The sequence below is a fragment of the Ktedonobacteraceae bacterium genome, assembly GCA_035653615.1.
GTDB lineage: Bacteria > Chloroflexota > Ktedonobacteria > Ktedonobacterales > Ktedonobacteraceae > DASRBN01.
This window is the reverse complement of sequence record DASRBN010000037.1, coordinates 226,390-245,342: the sequence shown is the minus strand read 5'-3', so window position 1 is coordinate 245,342 and position 18,953 is coordinate 226,390. Positions and strand designations below refer to the sequence as shown.

General features: G+C 53.7%; 14 protein-coding genes. 8 read left to right on the top strand and 6 right to left on the bottom strand.

Going from position 1 to position 18,953, the window contains the following annotated elements:
• The first annotated feature begins 477 nt into the window (after nt 1-477).
• Together VFA09_22195 and VFA09_22190 are read left to right on the top strand one after the other, a co-directional pair.
• On the top strand, nt 478-3,225 hold the full coding sequence (locus VFA09_22195) for an ABC transporter permease (protein HZU69998.1): 2,748 nt from the start codon (nt 478-480) through the stop codon (nt 3,223-3,225).
• 158 nt (nt 3,226-3,383) lie between these two features.
• Entirely contained in the window at nt 3,384-4,103 is a 720-nt protein-coding gene (locus tag VFA09_22190; GenBank protein HZU69997.1) for an ABC transporter ATP-binding protein, read from the top strand.
• A 129-nt stretch (nt 4,104-4,232) separates the two neighbouring features.
• On the opposite strand, the gene VFA09_22185 is transcribed toward VFA09_22190, so the two are convergent.
• On the bottom strand, nt 4,233-5,399 hold the full coding sequence (locus tag VFA09_22185; protein HZU69996.1) for a hypothetical protein: 1,167 nt from the start codon (nt 5,397-5,399) through the stop codon (nt 4,233-4,235).
• 210 nt (nt 5,400-5,609) lie between these two features.
• Between VFA09_22185 and VFA09_22180 the strand changes: the two genes are divergently transcribed.
• Entirely contained in the window at nt 5,610-7,325 is a 1,716-nt protein-coding gene (locus VFA09_22180; GenBank protein HZU69995.1) for a phospholipase D family protein, read from the top strand.
• On the opposite strand, the gene VFA09_22175 is transcribed toward VFA09_22180, so the two are convergent.
• Together VFA09_22175 and VFA09_22170 are read right to left on the bottom strand one after the other, a co-directional pair.
• Nucleotides 7,307-8,692, bottom strand: a complete 1,386-nt coding sequence (locus tag VFA09_22175) for a glutamine synthetase family protein (protein HZU69994.1) — start codon at nt 8,690-8,692, stop codon at nt 7,307-7,309. The genes VFA09_22180 and VFA09_22175 overlap by 19 nt on opposite strands.
• A 133-nt stretch (nt 8,693-8,825) precedes the next feature.
• A complete protein-coding gene (locus VFA09_22170) occupies nt 8,826-9,647 on the bottom strand; it encodes a carbon-nitrogen hydrolase family protein (protein ID HZU69993.1) in 822 nt (273 codons plus the stop codon).
• Nucleotides 9,648-9,949: 302 nt separating this feature from the next.
• Between VFA09_22170 and VFA09_22165 the strand changes: the two genes are divergently transcribed.
• Nucleotides 9,950-10,444 carry a hypothetical protein gene (locus tag VFA09_22165; GenBank protein HZU69992.1) on the top strand — a complete coding sequence of 165 codons (495 nt, stop codon included), beginning with the start codon at nt 9,950-9,952 and terminating at the stop codon, nt 10,442-10,444.
• A 154-nt stretch (nt 10,445-10,598) separates the two neighbouring features.
• Entirely contained in the window at nt 10,599-12,293 is a 1,695-nt protein-coding gene (locus tag VFA09_22160; protein ID HZU69991.1) for a D-alanyl-D-alanine carboxypeptidase family protein, read from the top strand.
• A gap of 147 nt (nt 12,294-12,440) precedes the next feature.
• On the opposite strand, the gene VFA09_22155 is transcribed toward VFA09_22160, so the two are convergent.
• Nucleotides 12,441-13,025, bottom strand: coding sequence for a LysM peptidoglycan-binding domain-containing protein (locus VFA09_22155; protein ID HZU69990.1), 585 nt, complete (start codon nt 13,023-13,025; stop codon nt 12,441-12,443).
• Between the two features lie 374 nt (nt 13,026-13,399).
• Between VFA09_22155 and VFA09_22150 the strand changes: the two genes are divergently transcribed.
• The 3 genes from VFA09_22150 to VFA09_22140 all read left to right on the top strand — a co-directional run bounded on the left by VFA09_22150 (nt 13,400) and on the right by VFA09_22140 (nt 16,839).
• The gene (locus VFA09_22150) at nt 13,400-14,908 is read left to right on the top strand and encodes a MurT ligase domain-containing protein (GenBank protein ID HZU69989.1); all 1,509 of its coding nucleotides are present in this window, start codon (nt 13,400-13,402) and stop codon (nt 14,906-14,908) included.
• A 297-nt stretch (nt 14,909-15,205) separates the two neighbouring features.
• Nucleotides 15,206-16,009, top strand: coding sequence for a hypothetical protein (locus VFA09_22145; protein HZU69988.1), 804 nt, complete (start codon nt 15,206-15,208; stop codon nt 16,007-16,009).
• Entirely contained in the window at nt 16,009-16,839 is an 831-nt protein-coding gene (locus VFA09_22140) for a phosphodiester glycosidase family protein (protein HZU69987.1), read from the top strand. The genes VFA09_22145 and VFA09_22140 overlap by 1 nt, the downstream gene beginning before the upstream one ends.
• Here the strand turns inward: VFA09_22140 and VFA09_22135 are convergent.
• Together VFA09_22135 and VFA09_22130 are read right to left on the bottom strand one after the other, a co-directional pair.
• The gene (locus VFA09_22135) at nt 16,820-17,554 is read right to left on the bottom strand and encodes an SDR family oxidoreductase (protein ID HZU69986.1); all 735 of its coding nucleotides are present in this window, start codon (nt 17,552-17,554) and stop codon (nt 16,820-16,822) included. The genes VFA09_22140 and VFA09_22135 overlap by 20 nt on opposite strands.
• Before the next feature lies 1 nt (nt 17,555).
• Complete coding sequence (locus VFA09_22130) at nt 17,556-18,911, bottom strand: FAD-binding oxidoreductase (GenBank protein ID HZU69985.1); 1,356 nt, start codon at nt 18,909-18,911, stop codon at nt 17,556-17,558.
• Between the last annotated feature and the right edge of the window lie 42 nt (nt 18,912-18,953).

The window sequence follows — 18,953 nt, the reverse complement described above, 5'->3', positions numbered from 1 at the left end:
CCCGAATTGGCGAGGGCTGCAAAGCCCAACACAGGCTGCACAGGCTGTTCCCAAATATCATGTACATACGACCCTACTGATTGTCCTGATCCATATCACCAGGGCTATGTCTATCTGGTAACCTACAAGCAATACTATGGCGCACCACCATGTAAATACAGCATCATGTATGCTTGTACTACATATCAATGTAACTATTGCTGAGTATGATTGGAAGCTGCGCGATCCTCTAGAGCGAGTCCTGCCAGCGGATCAATGCGCTCATTAAGGGATCCTCTTGTATACTTTTTTTCCCAACAAACGAAACGTAGAACAGAGAAAAAGTACGATGGCTGGATAACACTATGCTACCCAGCCATCGTACTTTGTATCCAGTGGTAAATTGCACTCTCATAATCACTTTCTCTGTCACAGCCATATTGGGGTAGAATAATTGAGCTATAATTTTTTAGGAAGCATCCTTGAAAGGACCCACCTATGTGGCAGCACGTATTTTTTTCACTAAGTCGCAGGCGCAGCCAGAGCCTGCTGGCCAGCAGTGGATTCTTGCTGGCTGCTTGCGCCCTCATCCTGCTCAGCGCCACCACCCAGACCACGGCCCTGCATGCCAATCAGATCATTAACCAGAACTGGCAACCCACTTATGACCTGGTCGTATTACCCCCTACAGCCCACTCACCACAGGGATCCAGCATTCCTGCTGATACATTGGAAGGCTACGATGGCGGCATCAGTTTGCAACAATATGCCCAGGTTCAAGCCATTCCAGGCGTCGAGGTCGCGGCCCCCATTGCTTTCATCGGCTACGCGCAGCTTCCCCCGCCAAGACTCCAGTTCACATCCATTCCTCTGCCTCCTGGTTACTACCGCATTGATTGGACGCTGTCCGCCTTCAATGGGCAACGCCAGATCGTCGAACGGCAGGTCAGCTACATCTTTGATATGGCTTCTTCTTGTAACGTTGCGGGTGATCCTGCGCTGCCAGACCTGCTGCAACAACATGTGCTGCTGGGAGGATGCGGGCCAGATATTGGTAGTAAACCGAGTGCTTTCCAATTCCCATCCATTGATACGGGTACCTTTCTCATGGCCGCAATCGACCCGATGGCAGAGGATCAACTGGTGCATCTGGACCGCAACATTGTCAGTGGCCGCATGTTGCAACCACAAGAAGGACTTAAGCATGTCATTCTTCCTATTGCCGGTGCGGCAGACGAAATACCGCTGCTGTTTCATCAGAATCTGGCTACCGGGCAGATTACCTTACATGCAACCTTTAGCCAGGTGACCGCGCGCCAGCTTTCCCCTACACAGGTGCTGCAAGCGGGCGGATTTTCCTACCTTGCGCGGTTGCCCGGCCAACAAGCCCTCTTTAGCCAGAATGTTCCCATTGTGGAGAATGATCCACAACGCTTCTCTGATGCCAAACTCATCTGGAATGGCCGGTCCTGGCAGCCCATCAAGTATGGGAATGAGAGGGTAAGTGGCAGCGGCACCGCCGTAACGCTTCTTTATACGCCATCGGGGCTCACCTACCAGCAGGTCACCGGTCCCAATGGCAAACCGGCCTATGCACTGGTACCGAGCAGCACACAAAGTGCCAAAGCCGCTCTCAGCGCCTTGCCATTTGACCCAGGCTACCCGGGAAATCCTGATGATCAGCAGGGACCCGAGGTTTTTTTTCGTTCGCTCCAGCCCCTTGTGAATAGTCATCCCCAGCCCGGTGAACCGCCTGTATTGGGAGGACTGGCTAATCCAGTAGGCGAATTCAATGCTGATGCGATCAATTCCCAGTTCAGCAACCAGCTCAACTGGCTCCCAGAAACTACCTATACGTCCCCTCCAGTGGTGCTGCGCTATGACGCGCTGGGCCATCCTGTCACTCCTACCACACTGCTACCTACTACCAACCCGGCAGGCATGCTGATCCAGCCGCCGCTGACCCTTACGACTCTGCGCGCGGCTACCCAACTGACCGGCAACGATCACCTGATCAGTGTCATCCGGGTGCGCGTCTCCGGCGTAACGGCTCCCAATGATGCCAGTTGGAAGCGCGTCGAGCGAGTAGCGCAACTGATTGAGCAGCGTACCGGCTTGTGGGCGCTGGTCACGCTAGGATCGTCTCCAGCTCCCACCCTGGTCTATGTACCCGGTCTGCATCCAGGCCAGGATGGCTCCACGCGCACTATCGCTCCGCTCGGCTGGGTGGAGGAACGCTGGATTGCCCTGGGAGTCTCGCTCGTCTACCTGGGACAGATTGGCCAGATGCAGCTGGTGCTGCTGAGCGCCCTGCTGGTCGTCTGCCTGGGCTATCTCATCGTCACCCTGTCCTCGCTATTGACAACGCAGCGACGCGACCTGGCTATTCTCAGCGCGTTGGGCTGGCGTCCCTGGCAGCCCGCCCGGCTCTTTCTGACCCAGGCCTTGCTCCTGGCGATAGGTGGAGGGGTGGGGGGTATGGGCATAGCACTACTCATTATACATCTCATCGGCGCCGATCCACCCTGGCCAATTGTGGCCCTGACGCTACCAGTCGTGCTATGCCTGGCCCTGCTCAGCTCACTTGCTCCTCTCTGGCGCATCTGGCACATGCGGCCTGCTGAATTGCTACGGGCTGGCACGACTGCTGAAGGACGAACGGATGATGCTACAACACGGCGTTCGGCAGCTCTTGCCAGCCTGACAGCGATGGCATTGCTCAATCTGAAGCGCATGCGCGCTCGCTCGCTGGTAACATGGATCAGCCTTTTTCTTTCGGCAGCATTGCTTGTCGTGATGTTTGATAGCTTGCTGGCATTCCAGCAGTCATTACAGGGAACCTTGCTGGGCGGCTATATTTTGCTGCAAACGGCTGTCCCCCAACTGGCCGGCGCTCTGTTCGCGCTGGTGTTGACGTTTCTCAGCGTCTCTGACCTTTTGTTGCTGCACTTGCGTGAACGCTATCGCGAGATTGGCCTGTTGCTGGCGACCGGCTGGCGTATCATCCACGTACAGCGCCTGTTTGTACAGGAAGGACTGATGCTGGCGCTTCTAGGAACTATTCCTGGCACTATAGCAGGGGCGGCTCTGCTCCTATCGCAGCATGGTATACATAGTCTGGGCAGCTTGCTTCTGGTTGGCCTCGGCACGATCCTGTTGATGGCACTGATTGCGAGCCTGGCGGCTATTCCCGCGCTGCGGTTAATCACGCGCGTGCAATTGGTGGAAATCATGCGGGCGGAGTAGCTCTATGCTATTCTTTGCCCGCTTTCACGACAACAAGGCACAAATGCAGTGCAGATACAATTTTTGTGTATCATGAAGATCTCTCTGCAATACAATCACGATTTCTGCGTCGTTAATTAACGAGAATGTATTCTGTTATGTAGAGGAGATTTTCTTCAATGGAACAAGATATAGCACATGAGGAACAGGCAGAACAACCTGAACCGGTGCTGACGGTTGAAAAATTGACCAAATCCTATGCCTTGCCCAACGGCAAGCTCACGATATTGCGCGATGTGAATTTGCAGGTGCAGCGTGGCGAGTTCGTGGCTATTACCGGGCCGTCAGGTTCGGGCAAAACGACGCTGCTGGCACTGCTGGGTGCGCTGGATAGTCCTGACTCAGGGGAAATCTGGCTCGATGGTATTGCCGTCCACAAATTACAGGGGCCTGCCGCGTCCGATTTCCGGCGCCAGAAGATCGGCTTCGTCTTCCAGCTCTTTTATCTCTTGCCCAACCTGACCGCCCTGGAGAATGTGATGGCGCCCTTGCTGCCCTACCGGCGCAAACTGGACTTTGATCTGCGCCAGCGCGCCCGCGAATTGTTGGAGAGTGTGGGATTGGCCGACCGCACGGGCCATCCACCAGCCCGACTCTCGGGTGGTGAGCAACAGCGCGTTGCCATCGCCCGCGCCCTGATCAATCGTCCCACCGTGCTGCTGGCCGATGAACCAACCGGCAACCTGGACCCCAATACAGGCCTGGAAGTATTGGAGGTATTGCGAGAGCAGCAGCGGCTAGGCAACCAGACGTTGATTATGGTAACGCATGATCCACAGATCGCCGAAACTGCCAATCGTCGCATTCACCTGGAACAGTTGAGTCACGCGGATTCTTGAACATACCGGTGCGTGAGGTAAGGGCCAGATGATGCACTTGACCGCAATACGGTGGGAATGCACGCGGGCCGATCAATCGGCGGTGGGCGCGATCAATCGGCCCCTACGGGACTCACTCGCCGGTATGTATTACCGATTCACGATGTGTCTTTCTAATAAATCTCGCACCTGCCGCGCATTCTCATGCACATCTGGGCTGAGGAAGAGGCGATAGGCAGGAGCCTGGGCCGCTGTATCGCTGAAGATGTCGAACATAAAGTCTGCTTCGCCCTCTTTGGCCTGCTCGTGCGAAATGAATTCCTGCATGAGTACGCTTACGGCCTGCGCCGCCGAGAGCGGTTCGGCACGAAACTGCTCCTCTCTCTGCTTCTTATTGAGAAAGACGATCAAGCGTACAGGGCATGAACCTTTATATTGACCCTGAAAGAAACGCTGCACATCCACGAAGCGTTTCTGCCGTTCATCGTGAGAAATGGCCTGGATAAACTCGTAGTTTCCCAGCATTTCGATGGTACCCTTGCGGATGCCGATGTCTTCAGGAAAGGCATAGACTTTGACAATGCCATCGTCTTTGCCCAGAAAGAGGACATCATCGGCCAGCAGGTGCATACCAAGCTGCATACAACCGAGCACCAGTGTGCTTTTGCCACTGGCGGGCGATCCAACGATCAGGATGCCATCCTCGTCCAGGGCGACCGCGCCCGCGTGAACGACCTCGAAGCCATTATTGCCCAGCATAGCGCCAATTACCATGTAAAAGACGAAGCGCATGATAAACCAGGGAGCGCACTTGCTGACATCCTCGATAAAGATGGTCGCATACAGGTCGGTCTTATGCAGTACCGAACTGATGCGGGATGAAACGCCCGGCCACGGCTGGTATTCACGAAAGCGGAACAGGTCTTCTTTCCAGCGGGCGCGCAATGGGCCATCCACACCGGTAATCTCCTCCCATTGGACATCCTCCGGTTTTGGCTGCGCCGGCGGCGGCGGAAAAGGCTCATCCGGGCGTGTCTCGAACAGGTAGCAGGTCAATGCTACCGGGCGATGGAGGCGCTCGCCGGCCTGCCATAGCAGGTCTTCAGGTATATCTATAGGAAGGTCCGCCGGATTGTCGTAGGTAAATTCCGACAGAGGTTCCGCGTAATAGAGAAAGTGCCGCACCTGGTTGGCCAGTGCGGGATGATTTGTTACGATACGTACCATGCGATGATGTAAAAGGTACCATTGCTCATACAAAGGGCCACTCACCTGATTCAAGTAGGGTTGCGCTCTTTGACGTTCAGCCGTATACATGTCTACCTCGTTCTGAATAGATAGAAAAGGGAGTATCTATAGCAATATTCGTCAATGCTAGCATAAACTGAACCTGATTGCCAGGAGAGTAGGTATGTTGGGCTAATATGTTCTTGCCCAATGCTTGCCAGACACGGCGGGCAATGCTACAATCAAGTCGCCAACAACGTATTTTGACTTAAGTCGTGTATTTAGCAGGAGTGATGGTATATGCCAACCCCCGAAGAGCAATTGACGGCCAACTGGTGGGCGGAGAGTGACTTTCCGGTACGCACCGATTCACGCGTGACCTATATTGTTGATGGACGTGCAACGATGCTTACGATGTGCCTCCATTTCCTCAAGGCGCGCAACTATATTTATCTCGGTAACTGGGGCATGACGCCTCTGATGGAGCTTGTGCGAGGCAAAGATCACCGCGCCGGACCTGATGGCAGCCCGGAGCAGGAAGCATTGCTGGCCTGGCTGCGGGCAGAAGGGCTGCAAGAGGCCGATATCGCGTTCTGGCAGACTCACGACCTTTCCGTACAGGCAGTGCTTGGCTATGCGGTCAGCAAGGGTGTCGATGTGAGGGCGCTGCTGTGGGATTGTATCGAACTTCCTATCGTTTCCGCGCACTACGATCCAAAAACCGCTCATGAGCAACTCACACAGGTTGGCGTGACCTGTATCCTTGATAACAGTTCGCGCGGTCTGTTACACCATCCGGTCGAGTCGCTGCACCAGAAGGTGACGGTTGTGGATGGCGACATTGCATTCGTAGGTGGCATTGACCTTTTGATCGAGCTGGATGGAGATTATGACCGCTGGGATATGCCCATACATTCTTTTGCCTCTCCTTTGCGTCGCACACACGAGAATACCAGCCCACACCCATGGCACGACGTACATGCCATCATCGAAGGACCGGCCGCCGGGGATGTTGAGCGCAATATCCGCGAGCGCTGGAACGATGTAGTACAGCGCCGTCACTGGGACGACTCCTTGCTCATACCCGAACATCCACCTGCTGCTCCTTTGAAAAGCACGATCATTGTGCAGCTGGCGCGTACCATTCCTGAACATACCTATAATTTTGACCCCGATCCCGGCATTCAGGGAATTGCGCAGATGTACGCCAATGCGTTGAGCAACGCGCAGCACTTCATCTACCTGGAAAACCAGTATTTCTGGATACGCGCCTATACCGGCATCGATCTTCCTCTCCTGGGCACCGAAAGTCCTGAGATGGAGCGCATTATCGTGGAGATAGGCGCGGCATTGCGACGCGGCGCCAGCGTGGCTATCATTCTGCCAGATCATCCCAATCTCGGTCGCGCCTTCACGGATGCCGGTCTGGTGCGACTCAGGTCCGAGGCTCCCGAAGCCGCGGCTCAAGGGCGCCTGCAAGCCTTCTGCCTGGGGACATACGCACAGCGCGAGGACGGTATACATTACCGGCCTATCTATGTTCACGCCAAGGTTGCTATCATCGACGATATATGGACGACCGCCGGCTCTGCCAATCTGAATAATCGCGGCATGCGTGATGATACCGAGATGAATGTCGCAACACTCAACGCGGGCCTGGCGCTCGATTTGCGCTTGATGCTGATGGGCGAACACCTTGGGCTGGTCAGCGAGGATGATCTTTTTACTCTTTCGCGCCTGCTCACTCACCAGCAACATGCGCCGGAGGAAATCGAACAGGGGCAGCGCATCTGGAACTATTTGAACGAAACGCTGAACGACCCGGTAGTAGCACTGCGCATGATGACCGAGCGCGCGCAGGAAAACCTGCGCCGCTATAAAGCGAAACAGCCCCTGCAAGGGCAACTCCTTCCTTATTTAACAGCGGAAGAGGCTGTGCAGCAGGGACTGAATTTCCGCGAAGAGCATGGCTGGCTTGAGGAGCCTGACCACCAGGATCAGATCAATTCAAAGTAGCGACGGCGATCCCAGTTGGTGACGGCCTTTTCGTACTCTTTGACTTCCCAGCGGCGTGTTGCCACAAAATGCTCGACGAATTCCTCTCCCAGGGCCTCGCGGGCAAACGCGCTGTTCTCCAGCAGGTCTGTGGCCGCCGCGAGATTGCGGGCCAGCGGGCGAATATGGCCTCTCTCGATGGCCCTGGCAACGGTGGCTTCATCATAGGCATTGCCGTCGAGACGCTCCGGCAGTTCTAATTTGCGCTCAATGCCGTCGAGTCCACTGGCAAGCATGGCGGCGAAGACAAGGTAGAAGTTGGCATCCGCGCCCGGCACGCGATTCTCGATACGGATTGCGCGCGAGCCGTTATTGATGATACGAATCGAACAGGTGCGGTTGTCCATGCCCCAGGTCGTGTTCAAGGGCGCCCAGGTTCCCTCGACGTAGCGTTTATAGGAGTTGATGATAGGCGCGTAGAGGGCCATGAGTTCCGGTAGTTTTTCCAGCACCCCGGCCAGGAACTGCCGCATGGTCGCAGACATGTGTCCCTCGGCACTTTCATCCCAGAAGAGGTTGCGTTCCAGGTTGCGATCCCACAGGCTCATGTGCGAATGGCCGCTGCTGCCGTCTTCCTGGTCGTTCCACTTCGCCATGAATGTGGCGCTATAGCCCATCTGATAGCAGATTTCCTTGACACCGGTCTTGAAGAGCATCGTCCGGTCGCCGGCCATGAGCGCATTGGCATAGCGAATGTTCATCTCATACATACCGGGGCCATGCTCACGGTTGTAGCCTTCAATCTCAACGCCGTGCGCGTTCATCATGCGCGCAATACGCCCCAGCAGTTGATCGTCGGCGCTCGATTGACTGATCGAGTAGCAGTTGAAGCCCGGATTTAGCGGAGTCAGGTTGGGGCCGAAATCCTTCTCACGTAGCGACATCTGGTTTTCACGGAAGAAGCGAAACTCCAATTCAGAAGCCGCCATAGCTTCGTAGCCCATCGCACGCGCTCGCTCTAGCACAGTATTGAGGACATAACGGGGGGAAACGGTGACGGGCTCGCCATGCTCAGTCCATATATCACAAATACAGGAGGCCACATTCTCTTCCCACGGCACAAGAACAAGCGTAGAGAGATCAGGCTTCATGACAATATCGGCGAAGCCTCGCTCCCAGTTGCTTACTTTGAGGTTGGGCAGCACCGTTTCCGCGATATCCCAGCCAAAGATCACGTCGCACTGCGCGAACCCCTCCTCCAACGAGTTCAAGAAGTGCTTCACCGCGACACGCTTGCCACGAAAGACGCCCTCGATATCGGGCGTGCCAATTTTGACGTACTCGATCTTGTTGTCGTCAAGAAATTTTTTGGCCTCAGCAATGTCCATGAGCCTGTTCATCCTTTCTTTTACTCGGAGCAACACGGGTGTTACCTTTTTCGTTCGCAATCACCGGCAGCGGACAGGGACTTGTTCCTGTCCCTACTGGACGCAACACGGGTGTTGTTCCTTTCGCTTTCAATTACCAGGAATACGCTTCGGGTCTACGATTTTCGAGGCAAGGAATCTGCGCACGAGCATGGTCGATGCGCGTCAGATCGAGATCGGCCATGATGACTCCCGGCGTGTCCTGCGCCTGTGCCAGCACCAGGCCCCACGGGTCTACAATCATCGAACGTCCGAAACACTGCTTGTTGGGAGGATAAGTGCCAACCTGTGCCGGGGCAACTACATAGCAGAGATTTTCGATGGCACGGGCGCGCAACAAGACCTCCCAATGATCCCGACCGGTATGCAGGGTAAAACCGGCAGGCATCATCAGAATCTGCGCGCCACGCAGCGCCAGCAAGCGCGTGAGTTCGGGGAAACGCAGGTCGTAACAGATAGCCAGCCCAAAGGTGATGCCATCGATCTTCGCGGTGACGATTTCGTTCCCAGGCACGATGCGCTCGGATTCGTAATGCTTCTCGCCATTGGTCAGATTGACATCAAAAAGATGGATTTTGCGATAGCGAGCAATAATTTCGCCATCGCGGTCGATCAACACCGACGTGTTGTAAAACTTGCCGGCAATTTCGGGGTGACGCTCGACAATGCTGCCGCCATGCACAATCATCTTATGCCTGCGCGCCTTCTCCTGCAGGCGTTCGATAAAGGGGCCGGGGATGCTCTGCGCGACTCCATCAAAGCCAGAGTAGGGGCCGAGATAGGACCAGTATTCGGGGAGGCCGGCGAATTGAGCGCCCATGCCAGCAGCTTGATCGAGGAAACGCTCTACGTTGGCCAGGTTCTCAGCAGGATTATCCCGCGAGTTCAGTTGAATCACTGCCGTTCTTAGATGCATGATGCAAACTCCTTGCTCCCTGCAATCTTGAGGTTAACCGATGTTGGCAGAGTAGCACGCGAAACGATGATCGTCAAGGGCAAAAACGCTATAGAACACAACATCCCGTCGTAATAGTTGACCAACTCAATGAGGGGACCAAAAATTGCCCCCGATTTTCTTTCCGCTTTTAGCGCTGCAAGACGTATTTGAAATAATAGACGTTCCTCTGGCTAGCGGAGTTGTGTTATAATTCCCCCAGAGGTACGGCTTGTTAGACCAGAAAGGATGGGTCTATGCCGGCTCAAGAGGAAAGAATTTCCATGTTAGAGCAAACAGTTACAGTCTTAAACCGGGGCATCTGGGATATTTACCATCACGAAACAATATTGCTGGGGATGGCGATCAAGCAAGAGGAGGACTTACGGGAAGTCAAGTTGAAGCTTGCTGACCTTAGCGGCCACGTCCATGCCTTAGACGATCATGTTCTTACCTTAGACAACCATCTCCATACCTTCGAACAAGGGGTCAACAGGCGATTCGAGGCGCTTGAACAGAGGGTGAGTGGACTTGAGGGCAACATTGGCACCCTCGAACACAACGTCGAGGCACTCGACACGCGCATCGGTACCCTCGAACACAACGTCGAGGCGCTCGACGGCCGCATTGGGTCGCTTGAACTCAAGGTCGAGGCACTCGACGGCCGCATTGGGTCGCTTGAGCAGACTATGAATAGCAGGTTTGAGGAGCAAGATAAGAAGTTTGATCAGATCTTGCTCTTGCTCAACAGGCTTATCCCTACATCCAACCAGGATTAATCATCTTTCTCGCTAAGAATAAAATGCCTGGACCCGGTTTAATCCAGGCATTTTATTCGATGAGTCAGTATAACCTGCTCATCTGGGATTAGTGTTTGAATCAGGAGCAGATCTCTGACCGTAGTGAATATCTGGCTAGACGGAGATAATAGCCTTGCCATATAAACCACCTCCACAAGAACAGGATGACGAAGAACGTGAGCCTTTGGAAAACATGTATCCTGCTTCTCATCGCAGGCGCGTTGTCATCCCCAAACGACCGGCAATAGACTATTATGCCGATGAGCATCCCGAAATTCCCAGAATTAGACGGGCCACCCGCTACCTTGATCAGCAGCAGACTGATCAGCTTCATCAGACGACACAAGGGACGGCATCTCGTAAAAAGAGGCTCAGCGAAGATAGAGGCATCGCTGAGCCTTCAACAGAAAAACGTATGATAGCTCCCAGGCAGGTGCAGGTTCCTGATTCTGCATCCTCTCCTGGCCGGCAAGCGACATATTCACCGGCCAGGTATACGAAGATTCAAAGAGCAGCTCCACGCCGGTTTCGCTTTCAACACTCGTATCTTGACCAGGTCTACGCGCTACGTCATAATCCTGCCGCCATAATTATTGGAGTACTGGCTTTAATTGTACTCATTCTCACACCGGTACTTGTCAACGCCAGCCACTCTTCTACAGGCGTGAACCAGAATAACGCGCAGAATGGAAATGGCCAGTCTATTACGGGTGTATCGCAGGTACCATTGAACGCGCATGAACTCGTCATTATGCCGCAGGATACTGATCATCCTGCCCCGCCTGTCTTCGCGCAATCCGCGTATCTGCTTGACGCGGATACAGGCGTCACGCTGTACGCCTACAACCCTTTCACGCACCTGCCCATGCTGAGTACAACGAAATTGATGACAGCCTCCCTTGCCATCGAACACGGCAATCTTGATCAGAAAATCACTATCAACGCCGCTATGGAACGCGATATCAGCAAGTTGAGCGCCGATAGCGCCCTGTTCGGCGTGAAAAAAGGGGAAACGTATACACTACGCGACATACTTTATGGCCTGCTTTTCGTTTCTGGCAACGACGCCGCGATTGTGATAGCCGATGCGCTCGCGGGTAATGTGCAAAATTTTGTCGCCGAGATGAATCAGAAAGCGCACCAGCTCGGCATGAACGACACGCACTTTATGAATCCACACGGGCTATTGCAAGCGGGTCAGTATTCGTGCGCCCATGACCTGGCAATTCTAGGCAAATACAGCATGAGTTTGCCGGTCTTGCATAAGATGAGCGGTGAGACGGTGCATCAGATTCCACAGGGAGGAAATCATCCGGTGCGGCTACTGCTCAATGAAAACCAGTTCCTGTGGTGGTATCCAGGCACCGATGGCGGAAAAACGGGCTATGATGGGCAATCTGATTTCATTCAGGTGATGTCGGTTACCCGCAATCATCACCACCTGATTGGAGTCGTGATGCATACTGTTGATTGGTGGACGGATATGCGCGACTTGATGAACTGGGGCCTCGATTCATTCAAGTGGATTTCGCCTCACGACCTGGACTCACCGAGCAATCCCATTCCCTACGATAATCTGTGGAACTACTTCGCGCGTGACAAGCAGACGAATACCATACCAACCGCCGACCACGGCCGCTACTACATCTATACCGGCTACAGTATCTCCGGCCTGATTATGGACTATTTCGATAAACACGGCGGCCTGGGCAGCTTTGGTTATCCGGTAAGGCTCCCTACGCTCTCTAGCGGACCCAGTACCAGCCAGCAGTTCCAGCACGCTGTTATTCAGTGCGATCTGACATCTCATGTATGCCAGACCAGGTAGCCTTGAGCAGAGAGAAAGCCTGGAGTATTGAGTACTCCGGGCTTTCTCTCTGCCTTGTCAGGCTTGCAAACCTGACTTTTTGTTTTTTTACCCGGTAGGCACGCAAGTTGCAGATATACTACTTTCTCCCGCCAGCGCTCTACATGATCAAGGCTGGCATGTCCACTCGCGCCAGCTATAGCCATCGCGCGCAAATATTTCATATGCCGCGACGATGTTAGACCAGGCATCGTAAGGAGAACTGGCCGCTTCCGAAGTTCCGTCCCAGGTGCTCGGATAGAGTATCTGGAAGACTCCGGCCGCGTGGCTACCAGCGATGGATATCGGATTCGTGGCGCCGGGATTCAAACCGGACTCACACATTGCAACATTCATCGCAGCTGCTGCATACGGTCCAAAAACCTGGTCAATCATACTTGCAACGCTCCCACCCTGTGGTGCCTGTGGCTGTGAGCTATTTGAGGGGGTGGTCGATTGTGGCTGGCTTACACTTCCAGAACCACCTGCAGGAATACAGACCACCTGATTGACGAAGATCAGGTTGGGATCGGCGATACTGTTGTAGGATGCAAGGGTCGACCAGCTCGTACCATAGCGGCTGGCGATTTCACTGAGTGTATCCCCGCCGGCAACAGTATATGCCTGATCACTTCCCGAACAGGCAGTCCTGTCTTTGGCTTGCGCGCCCGGAACGTTCAGACCGAACACTGCGCACAGGCTTAGCAAAGCCATGAAAACTATCGTGAACTTACCTACAAAACGCTTTACGTGTAACTGTTGTACTGACGTACTTATGTACTGACGTACTTGCAATTTATGTCCTTTCGAATTGATAAGCAACTTGTATGCTTCTACCAGTATGTTCCTCAATGGCACAAGTAAGCAGAGGCATATATGTATGCCTCTGCACAGATGAATGGGAACATGCAGATCATATCAAATAATTTTTGAAATGTCCTGAAGCACGATGAAATATAGCCTGAAAGTACTAATTTTATTACAAGCGGGCGGAGATAGAGCCAGGAGTCAAGCGCAACACTTGCCGCATCTTTTCTGTTTTGCTATACTGCATGCGGCATTGAAATGAACTGAATTGGCGAGGTCTTATGGTAAAAGAACATGTAGATACCTCTGAGAACAAGCTTGATGAGGTAGTAGTTCAAGGTGAAATTCTATCCCAGAACATCTCTTCCGGGAGCAAAAAAGCTATTACACCTCTGGGTAGAGCGCGTCTTTCTCTAGCTATTTCGGCGGGAAAGCTGGCAGGGGCAACGGGACGACTGCTGCGTATTGGTGGCGGAACAAGCCTACCAGGAATGATCGCGCGGCGCATCGACCCGAATGTACTGAGATCTGTTATCGGCACAAGTACGGCGAAGAAAATTGTGATTACCGGCAGCAACGGTAAAACCACGACCGCTCGCATGACCGCGGCCATAGCAAAGCAAGATGGCAAGCGCATCTCGCATAATCGCACCGGCTCCAACTTGCTGCAAGGAGTAACCTCGGTCGCCGTCAATTTCGCCAACATTTTCGGACAACTGGATAGCGATGTCTTGCTGTTTGAGATCGACGAGGGCACGATGGCGCTGGCAGTACCCGAGATTTCGCCTGATGTGGTGGTCATTACCAATATCTTTCGCGATCAACTGGACCGTTATGGTGAAATCTACTCGGTGGCCAGGGCGCTGAATAAGGTGCTTGAAGACCTGCCGGAAACGGCTACGATCCTGTTGAACGGGAATGATCCACAGGTCGCCAATTTCGGGCAACATGCGAAGGCGAAGCGGCTCTTTTTTGGCCTGGAAACGACTGAAGTTGGAACTCCCGTGCCTGAACAATCGGCGGATGTCATTCGCTGCATCCATTGCCAGGAGGATTTGCTGTACGAGGTGGCCTACATGTCGCACCTGGGTATTTACCGCTGCCCCAATTGCGGCTACACGCTGCCCAAACTGGATATCGCAGCCACTTCGGTGAAGCTGGCCGCGGATGGTCAGGGACCGACACACGTAGAACTGCGCACTCCCCAGGGACCCATGACACTGGATATACCGCTGCCAGGGCTACATAATGTCTATAACGCGGCAGCTGCTATCGGAGCATCACTGGCCACCGGCCTGGACAAAGAGAAGATGCCGGCGGCGCTGGCGACCATCCGGCCCGCTTTTGGTCGCCTGGAAAAGATTCAGGCAGGAGACGCGACCATCTACCTATCCTTTGTGAAAAATCCGACTTCCTTCAACCTGATGCTGCGCCTGATAGCCCAGCATCCCGGTCAAAAACATCTCTTGCTTGCCGCAAGTCATACACTTGTGGATGGTGAAGACTTTTCCTGGCTATGGGATGTAGATATCGAAGAAATCGCGCCGTCTATTGTCGATGTGGTGTGCAGCGGCAACAAGCCGGAGGAACTGGCGATGCGACTGAAATACGCCGACGTGCCGGTAGAGAAGATACAAATGATTGTTGACCGCGAAGCTGCCCTGGACGCGGCCCTCAAGAACGCCGGCCCTGGTGGAACGCTCTATATCCTGTGCAGCTACACGCCCACGCACGAATTTCGCCGCATCATGCAGAAGCGGGGGTGGGTGAAGCATTTCTGGGAAGAGTAATGGGAGAAGAGCAGTTAACGCTGGTTTGGAGAGAGTGGGGGAAGTCATTCGTTAACTGCTCCTCTGGTTAATACGCATGGACTATCTATAAAGTTGTAAAATGACTGGTTGTTGAGTTTTCATTTCCTATGGACGTGGTCTGAAAAGCAAGATAGGCGATACTACCCCGGTCAGCAACTTCCGTGATGAAATGCCAGGCTATTTCGTTTTATACAAGCGTGATATGTCGAAACAGGCGAAATTTGGGGCACTTGCGAGGGATTTGATTCAGATTTTTCTGAGAGGGATGAATTTGTAATGAGCGAGCACATACAGGATACCGGCATGGTTTTGAAGATCGGCCACCTTTATCCAACGCTGATGAGTGTCGCTGCCGACCGCGGCAATCTTTTCTCAATCGAGAAACGTTGTCAATGGCGCGGCATCCGGACAGAGGTCGAGCCAATTTTCGTGAAACAAACGCCCGATTTTACTCAATATGACCTGATTCTGTTCCATGGAGGAGCCGACCGCGAGATGGAACTGGCCTCGCGCGATATTCAGGCCAAGGCTCCTTCTTTGCGTGAGGCCGCGGAATCAAATACTGTTTTTCTCAGTGTATGCGCGGGTTTTCAACTACTCGGGCATTATTACAAGCCATTTTCCGGGCCAGAACTCAAGGGAGTTGGCCTGCTCGACTTCTATACCGAAGCCGGCGATACGCGTTTTATGACGCATATGGCAATGGAATGCGAACTGGGGCATATAGGTAAGAAGGTGCTGGTAGGCTATGAAAACCACAGCGGGCGTACCTATCTTGGCTCCAACGTGAAGCCACTTGGGAAGGTGATTGTCGGTTGGGGCAACAACGGCAAGGACGGCTTCGAGGGGGCAGTCTATAAAAATGTGTTTGGCACCTACCTGCATGGGCCGGTGCTGCCCAAAAACCCCTGGTTCACCGATTTCCTGATCGAACTGGCCCTGGAACGGCGCTATGGGAAGGTCGAACTGGCTCCCCTGGACGATGAGGTAGAAAATGCCGCCCACGATGCCGCGTTGAAACTGGCGATGCAGTTCAAGGGCACAATGTCCGCGATTGAAGCCACTCCATGGAAAAGGTGATGCCGCTTAAACGCCCATATATCAAACTCTGTTTGCTTCTCGGTCTGCTTTTGCTACCCCTCATTGCGTGCGGCGTTCCATCCGTCACTGTTAATGGAACGCCGGTGACCTCATCCGCGCAGGCGACGGCTACGGCATTGAATGTGTGGAATAATGCCGGGCAGGGTGTGCAGGTGCGTTATGAAGACTGGAAGAGTCCGGGGGGCGATGATGATACCGTTACGATTGTGCGTTTTGATCCTCACGCTATTAGTTTGAGCGTCGGTTACTCGCCCAATCGACCGCTGCTGCTGAGCCAATGGATGCAGCAGGAAAAGGCAACAGCGATCATCAATGGGGGGTACTTCGATACGCAAGATCACGCGACAGCGCTGGTTGTTTCAAACGGGCATGTCTTTGGACAATCTTACGTGGGTTTCGGCGGTATGCTTTCCGTAAACGCGCAGGGAACCATCAGTCTGCGTTCGCTGCACCAGCAACCATATGATCCGGACAGCGAACAGTTGCAGCAGGCTACACAATCATCCCCTATGCTTGTCCTGGACGGCAAGCGCACGCAGTTTAATGCTGATGCAGCGATGACGCCGCGCAGCGTTGTCGCAACGGATAAACAGGGCCGATTGCTGTTCATTGTCAGTCCCGGCCAGGTGTTCTCACTGGACGAGCTTGCCGATCAACTCGTCGGCTCAGACCTCTCGATTTACAATGCACTCAATCTCGATGGCGGAGCCTCTACTGGATTGTATGTGAACGCGGGGAAGCAGCACGTAGCGATTGATTCGAGCGCGATGTTGCCCATTGTGATTATTGTCAGAATGAAAGTCTCTTAAATACCGGCTCAGGAATCACCTTCACAATTAGCATGATATAGCGCCAGAACCAGGGGAGATAGACTACCTCTCTCTTTTTCTGGATGGCTTGATAAATGCCCTCGCCTACTTTACGCGGGCTGGCGAAAAGCAGGCCCTTTCTCAAGGAGGCAGTCATGGGCGTATCGACCAATCCCGGTTTCACTGTGATCACGGTCACGCCGGAGTTGGAGAGACGACCGCGTAACCCGGAGAGAAAAGCAGTCACCGCTGCCTTGGTGGAGCCATAGACGTAATTGCTCTTGCGGCCACGATCACCGGCAACTGAGGAGACGACGGCGATACAACCACGTTTCTGCTGTTCAAAATAGTTGGCCAGCAGTGTCAACAGGGAGATGACGCTGGTGCAATTGGTGGTAAATTCCTTCAATGTTTCTGAGACGCTGTGTTCGCACTTCTGCTGATTTCCCAGCGTGCCGTGCGAAATCAATACCGCATCCAGGCCGTCGAGGGCAAGGACGGCGGAGTCAACGAGTTCTTCGTGGCGTTCGAGGTCGTTGACATCCAGCAGGAAAGTTTCTACACGTTTTGCGCCGCGCACTTTGAGGTCGTTACTTACATCTTGCAGCTTTTCGGCGTTGCGCGCGACTAGAAAAAACTCGGCGCCGTCCCTGGCAAAGCACTTTGCCGTCTCATGGGCAATCGCCGATGTTGCCCCTACAATCATGATTCTCATGCTATTTCACCATCGCCAATTTCTTCGAAGAACTCACCCGCCGCCAGAAGCTGGAGGAGAAGTGGGGATCAACATACTGTGAAAATTCTCCCCAACGTGGGAAAAAGGTCTGGAAGCTCTCGGCGCTCATACGCGCGTCTTTGGCCGGATAAACCGCTCCGCCGCTCTGGCGCACGATTGCGTCGAGATCATCGAGCAGTCGCAGCGTCTTCTGGCCGCCATAGGCAAAATCCAGGGCCAGCGTCAACCCTGGCCGGGGGAAGGAGAGCATGCCGGGAGATTCTATATCGCCGAATTTTTTGAGTACGGTCAGGAATGAGCCTTCGCCTGAATGCCGGATGCGAGCAAGGATTTCTCGCATCGCATCGTGCGCGACGGCAAACGGGACGACGAACTGGTATTGCAAGAAGCCGCGCTTGCCATACATGCGGTTCCACTCGTGAATCGAGTCGAGCGGGTAGAAAAACGGGTCATAGGGGATGGTTTTGTGGACCTTCTTACTTCGTTGGACATGATAATAGAGTTCATTGAACGATTTGACGGTGAGCGTGTTCAAGACGAAGGATGGGAAATTAAATGGTAGTGCCAGCGGCAAGCGCTTTTTTGGCGGCTTCGCGGCCAGTTCGCGAGATGCATTGTGGTTGCCGCGCATAAAGATGCCCCGGCACAGGTTATCACCACCGATCAGGATATCGACCCAGGACATGGTGTACTCGTAATCCTGGTCGGATTCAGCAGAGATGGCGAAAAATTCGTCCAGCGAGGTAAAACGGATATGGTCCATGTCGATGTATGGGTTGACGATGGGCTTTAACTGAATTTCGGCCCATAAGATGATGCCGGTGAGGCCGAGGCCGCCGATGGTAGCCTGGAAAAGCTCACGATTTTCGTCTGGAGAACAGATAAGGCGCTGGCCGTTGGAGCGCAGTAATTCAAAACGTGTGACATGGCAGCCGAAGGTGCCGGCACGATGATGGTTTTTGCCGTGAATGTCGTTGGCAATGGCCCCGCCGACGGAGACAAACTTGGTGCCAGGTGAGACGGGCAAAAACCAGCCGCGTGGAACCATGACATCGAGGACTTGCGCAAGCGATACCCCTGCTTCACAGCACAACAAGCCCTTGTCCTCGTCGAAAGAGATAAAACGCTGCAGGTGGCTGACATCGATAGAGACGCCGCCTTCATTGAGGCAGCTATCGCCGTAGCTGCGACCATAGGCATATGGCAACACAGGTTCGTGAAACTCCGCCAGGTCGGGCAGTTCGTTGCGCCAGTAAATGGTCTTGACTTCACTCGATTCAATCTTTGGATAGCGACCCCAGGATTGGGGCTGGTTCGTTTTATTCCGAGAAAGCATACTGTTGATATATTACCTCTAAGTTATTTCGTAGAGCATGAG

Coding starts and splice junctions, on each gene's coding strand:
- VFA09_22180 (HZU69995.1), top strand. CDS start 5,610: ATGCCAACCCCCGAAGAGCAATTGACGGCCAACTGGTGGGCGGAGAGT.
- VFA09_22185 (HZU69996.1), bottom strand. CDS start 5,399: ATGTATACGGCTGAACGTCAAAGAGCGCAACCCTACTTGAATCAGGTG.
- VFA09_22150 (HZU69989.1), top strand. CDS start 13,400: ATGGTAAAAGAACATGTAGATACCTCTGAGAACAAGCTTGATGAGGTA.
- VFA09_22165 (HZU69992.1), top strand. CDS start 9,950: ATGTTAGAGCAAACAGTTACAGTCTTAAACCGGGGCATCTGGGATATT.
- VFA09_22175 (HZU69994.1), bottom strand. CDS start 8,692: ATGGACATTGCTGAGGCCAAAAAATTTCTTGACGACAACAAGATCGAG.
- VFA09_22155 (HZU69990.1), bottom strand. CDS start 13,025: ATGGCTTTGCTAAGCCTGTGCGCAGTGTTCGGTCTGAACGTTCCGGGC.
- VFA09_22145 (HZU69988.1), top strand. CDS start 15,206: ATGAGCGAGCACATACAGGATACCGGCATGGTTTTGAAGATCGGCCAC.
- VFA09_22170 (HZU69993.1), bottom strand. CDS start 9,647: ATGCATCTAAGAACGGCAGTGATTCAACTGAACTCGCGGGATAATCCT.
- VFA09_22130 (HZU69985.1), bottom strand. CDS start 18,911: ATGCTTTCTCGGAATAAAACGAACCAGCCCCAATCCTGGGGTCGCTAT.
- VFA09_22195 (HZU69998.1), top strand. CDS start 478: ATGTGGCAGCACGTATTTTTTTCACTAAGTCGCAGGCGCAGCCAGAGC.
- VFA09_22135 (HZU69986.1), bottom strand. CDS start 17,554: ATGAGAATCATGATTGTAGGGGCAACATCGGCGATTGCCCATGAGACG.
- VFA09_22140 (HZU69987.1), top strand. CDS start 16,009: ATGCCGCTTAAACGCCCATATATCAAACTCTGTTTGCTTCTCGGTCTG.
- VFA09_22190 (HZU69997.1), top strand. CDS start 3,384: ATGGAACAAGATATAGCACATGAGGAACAGGCAGAACAACCTGAACCG.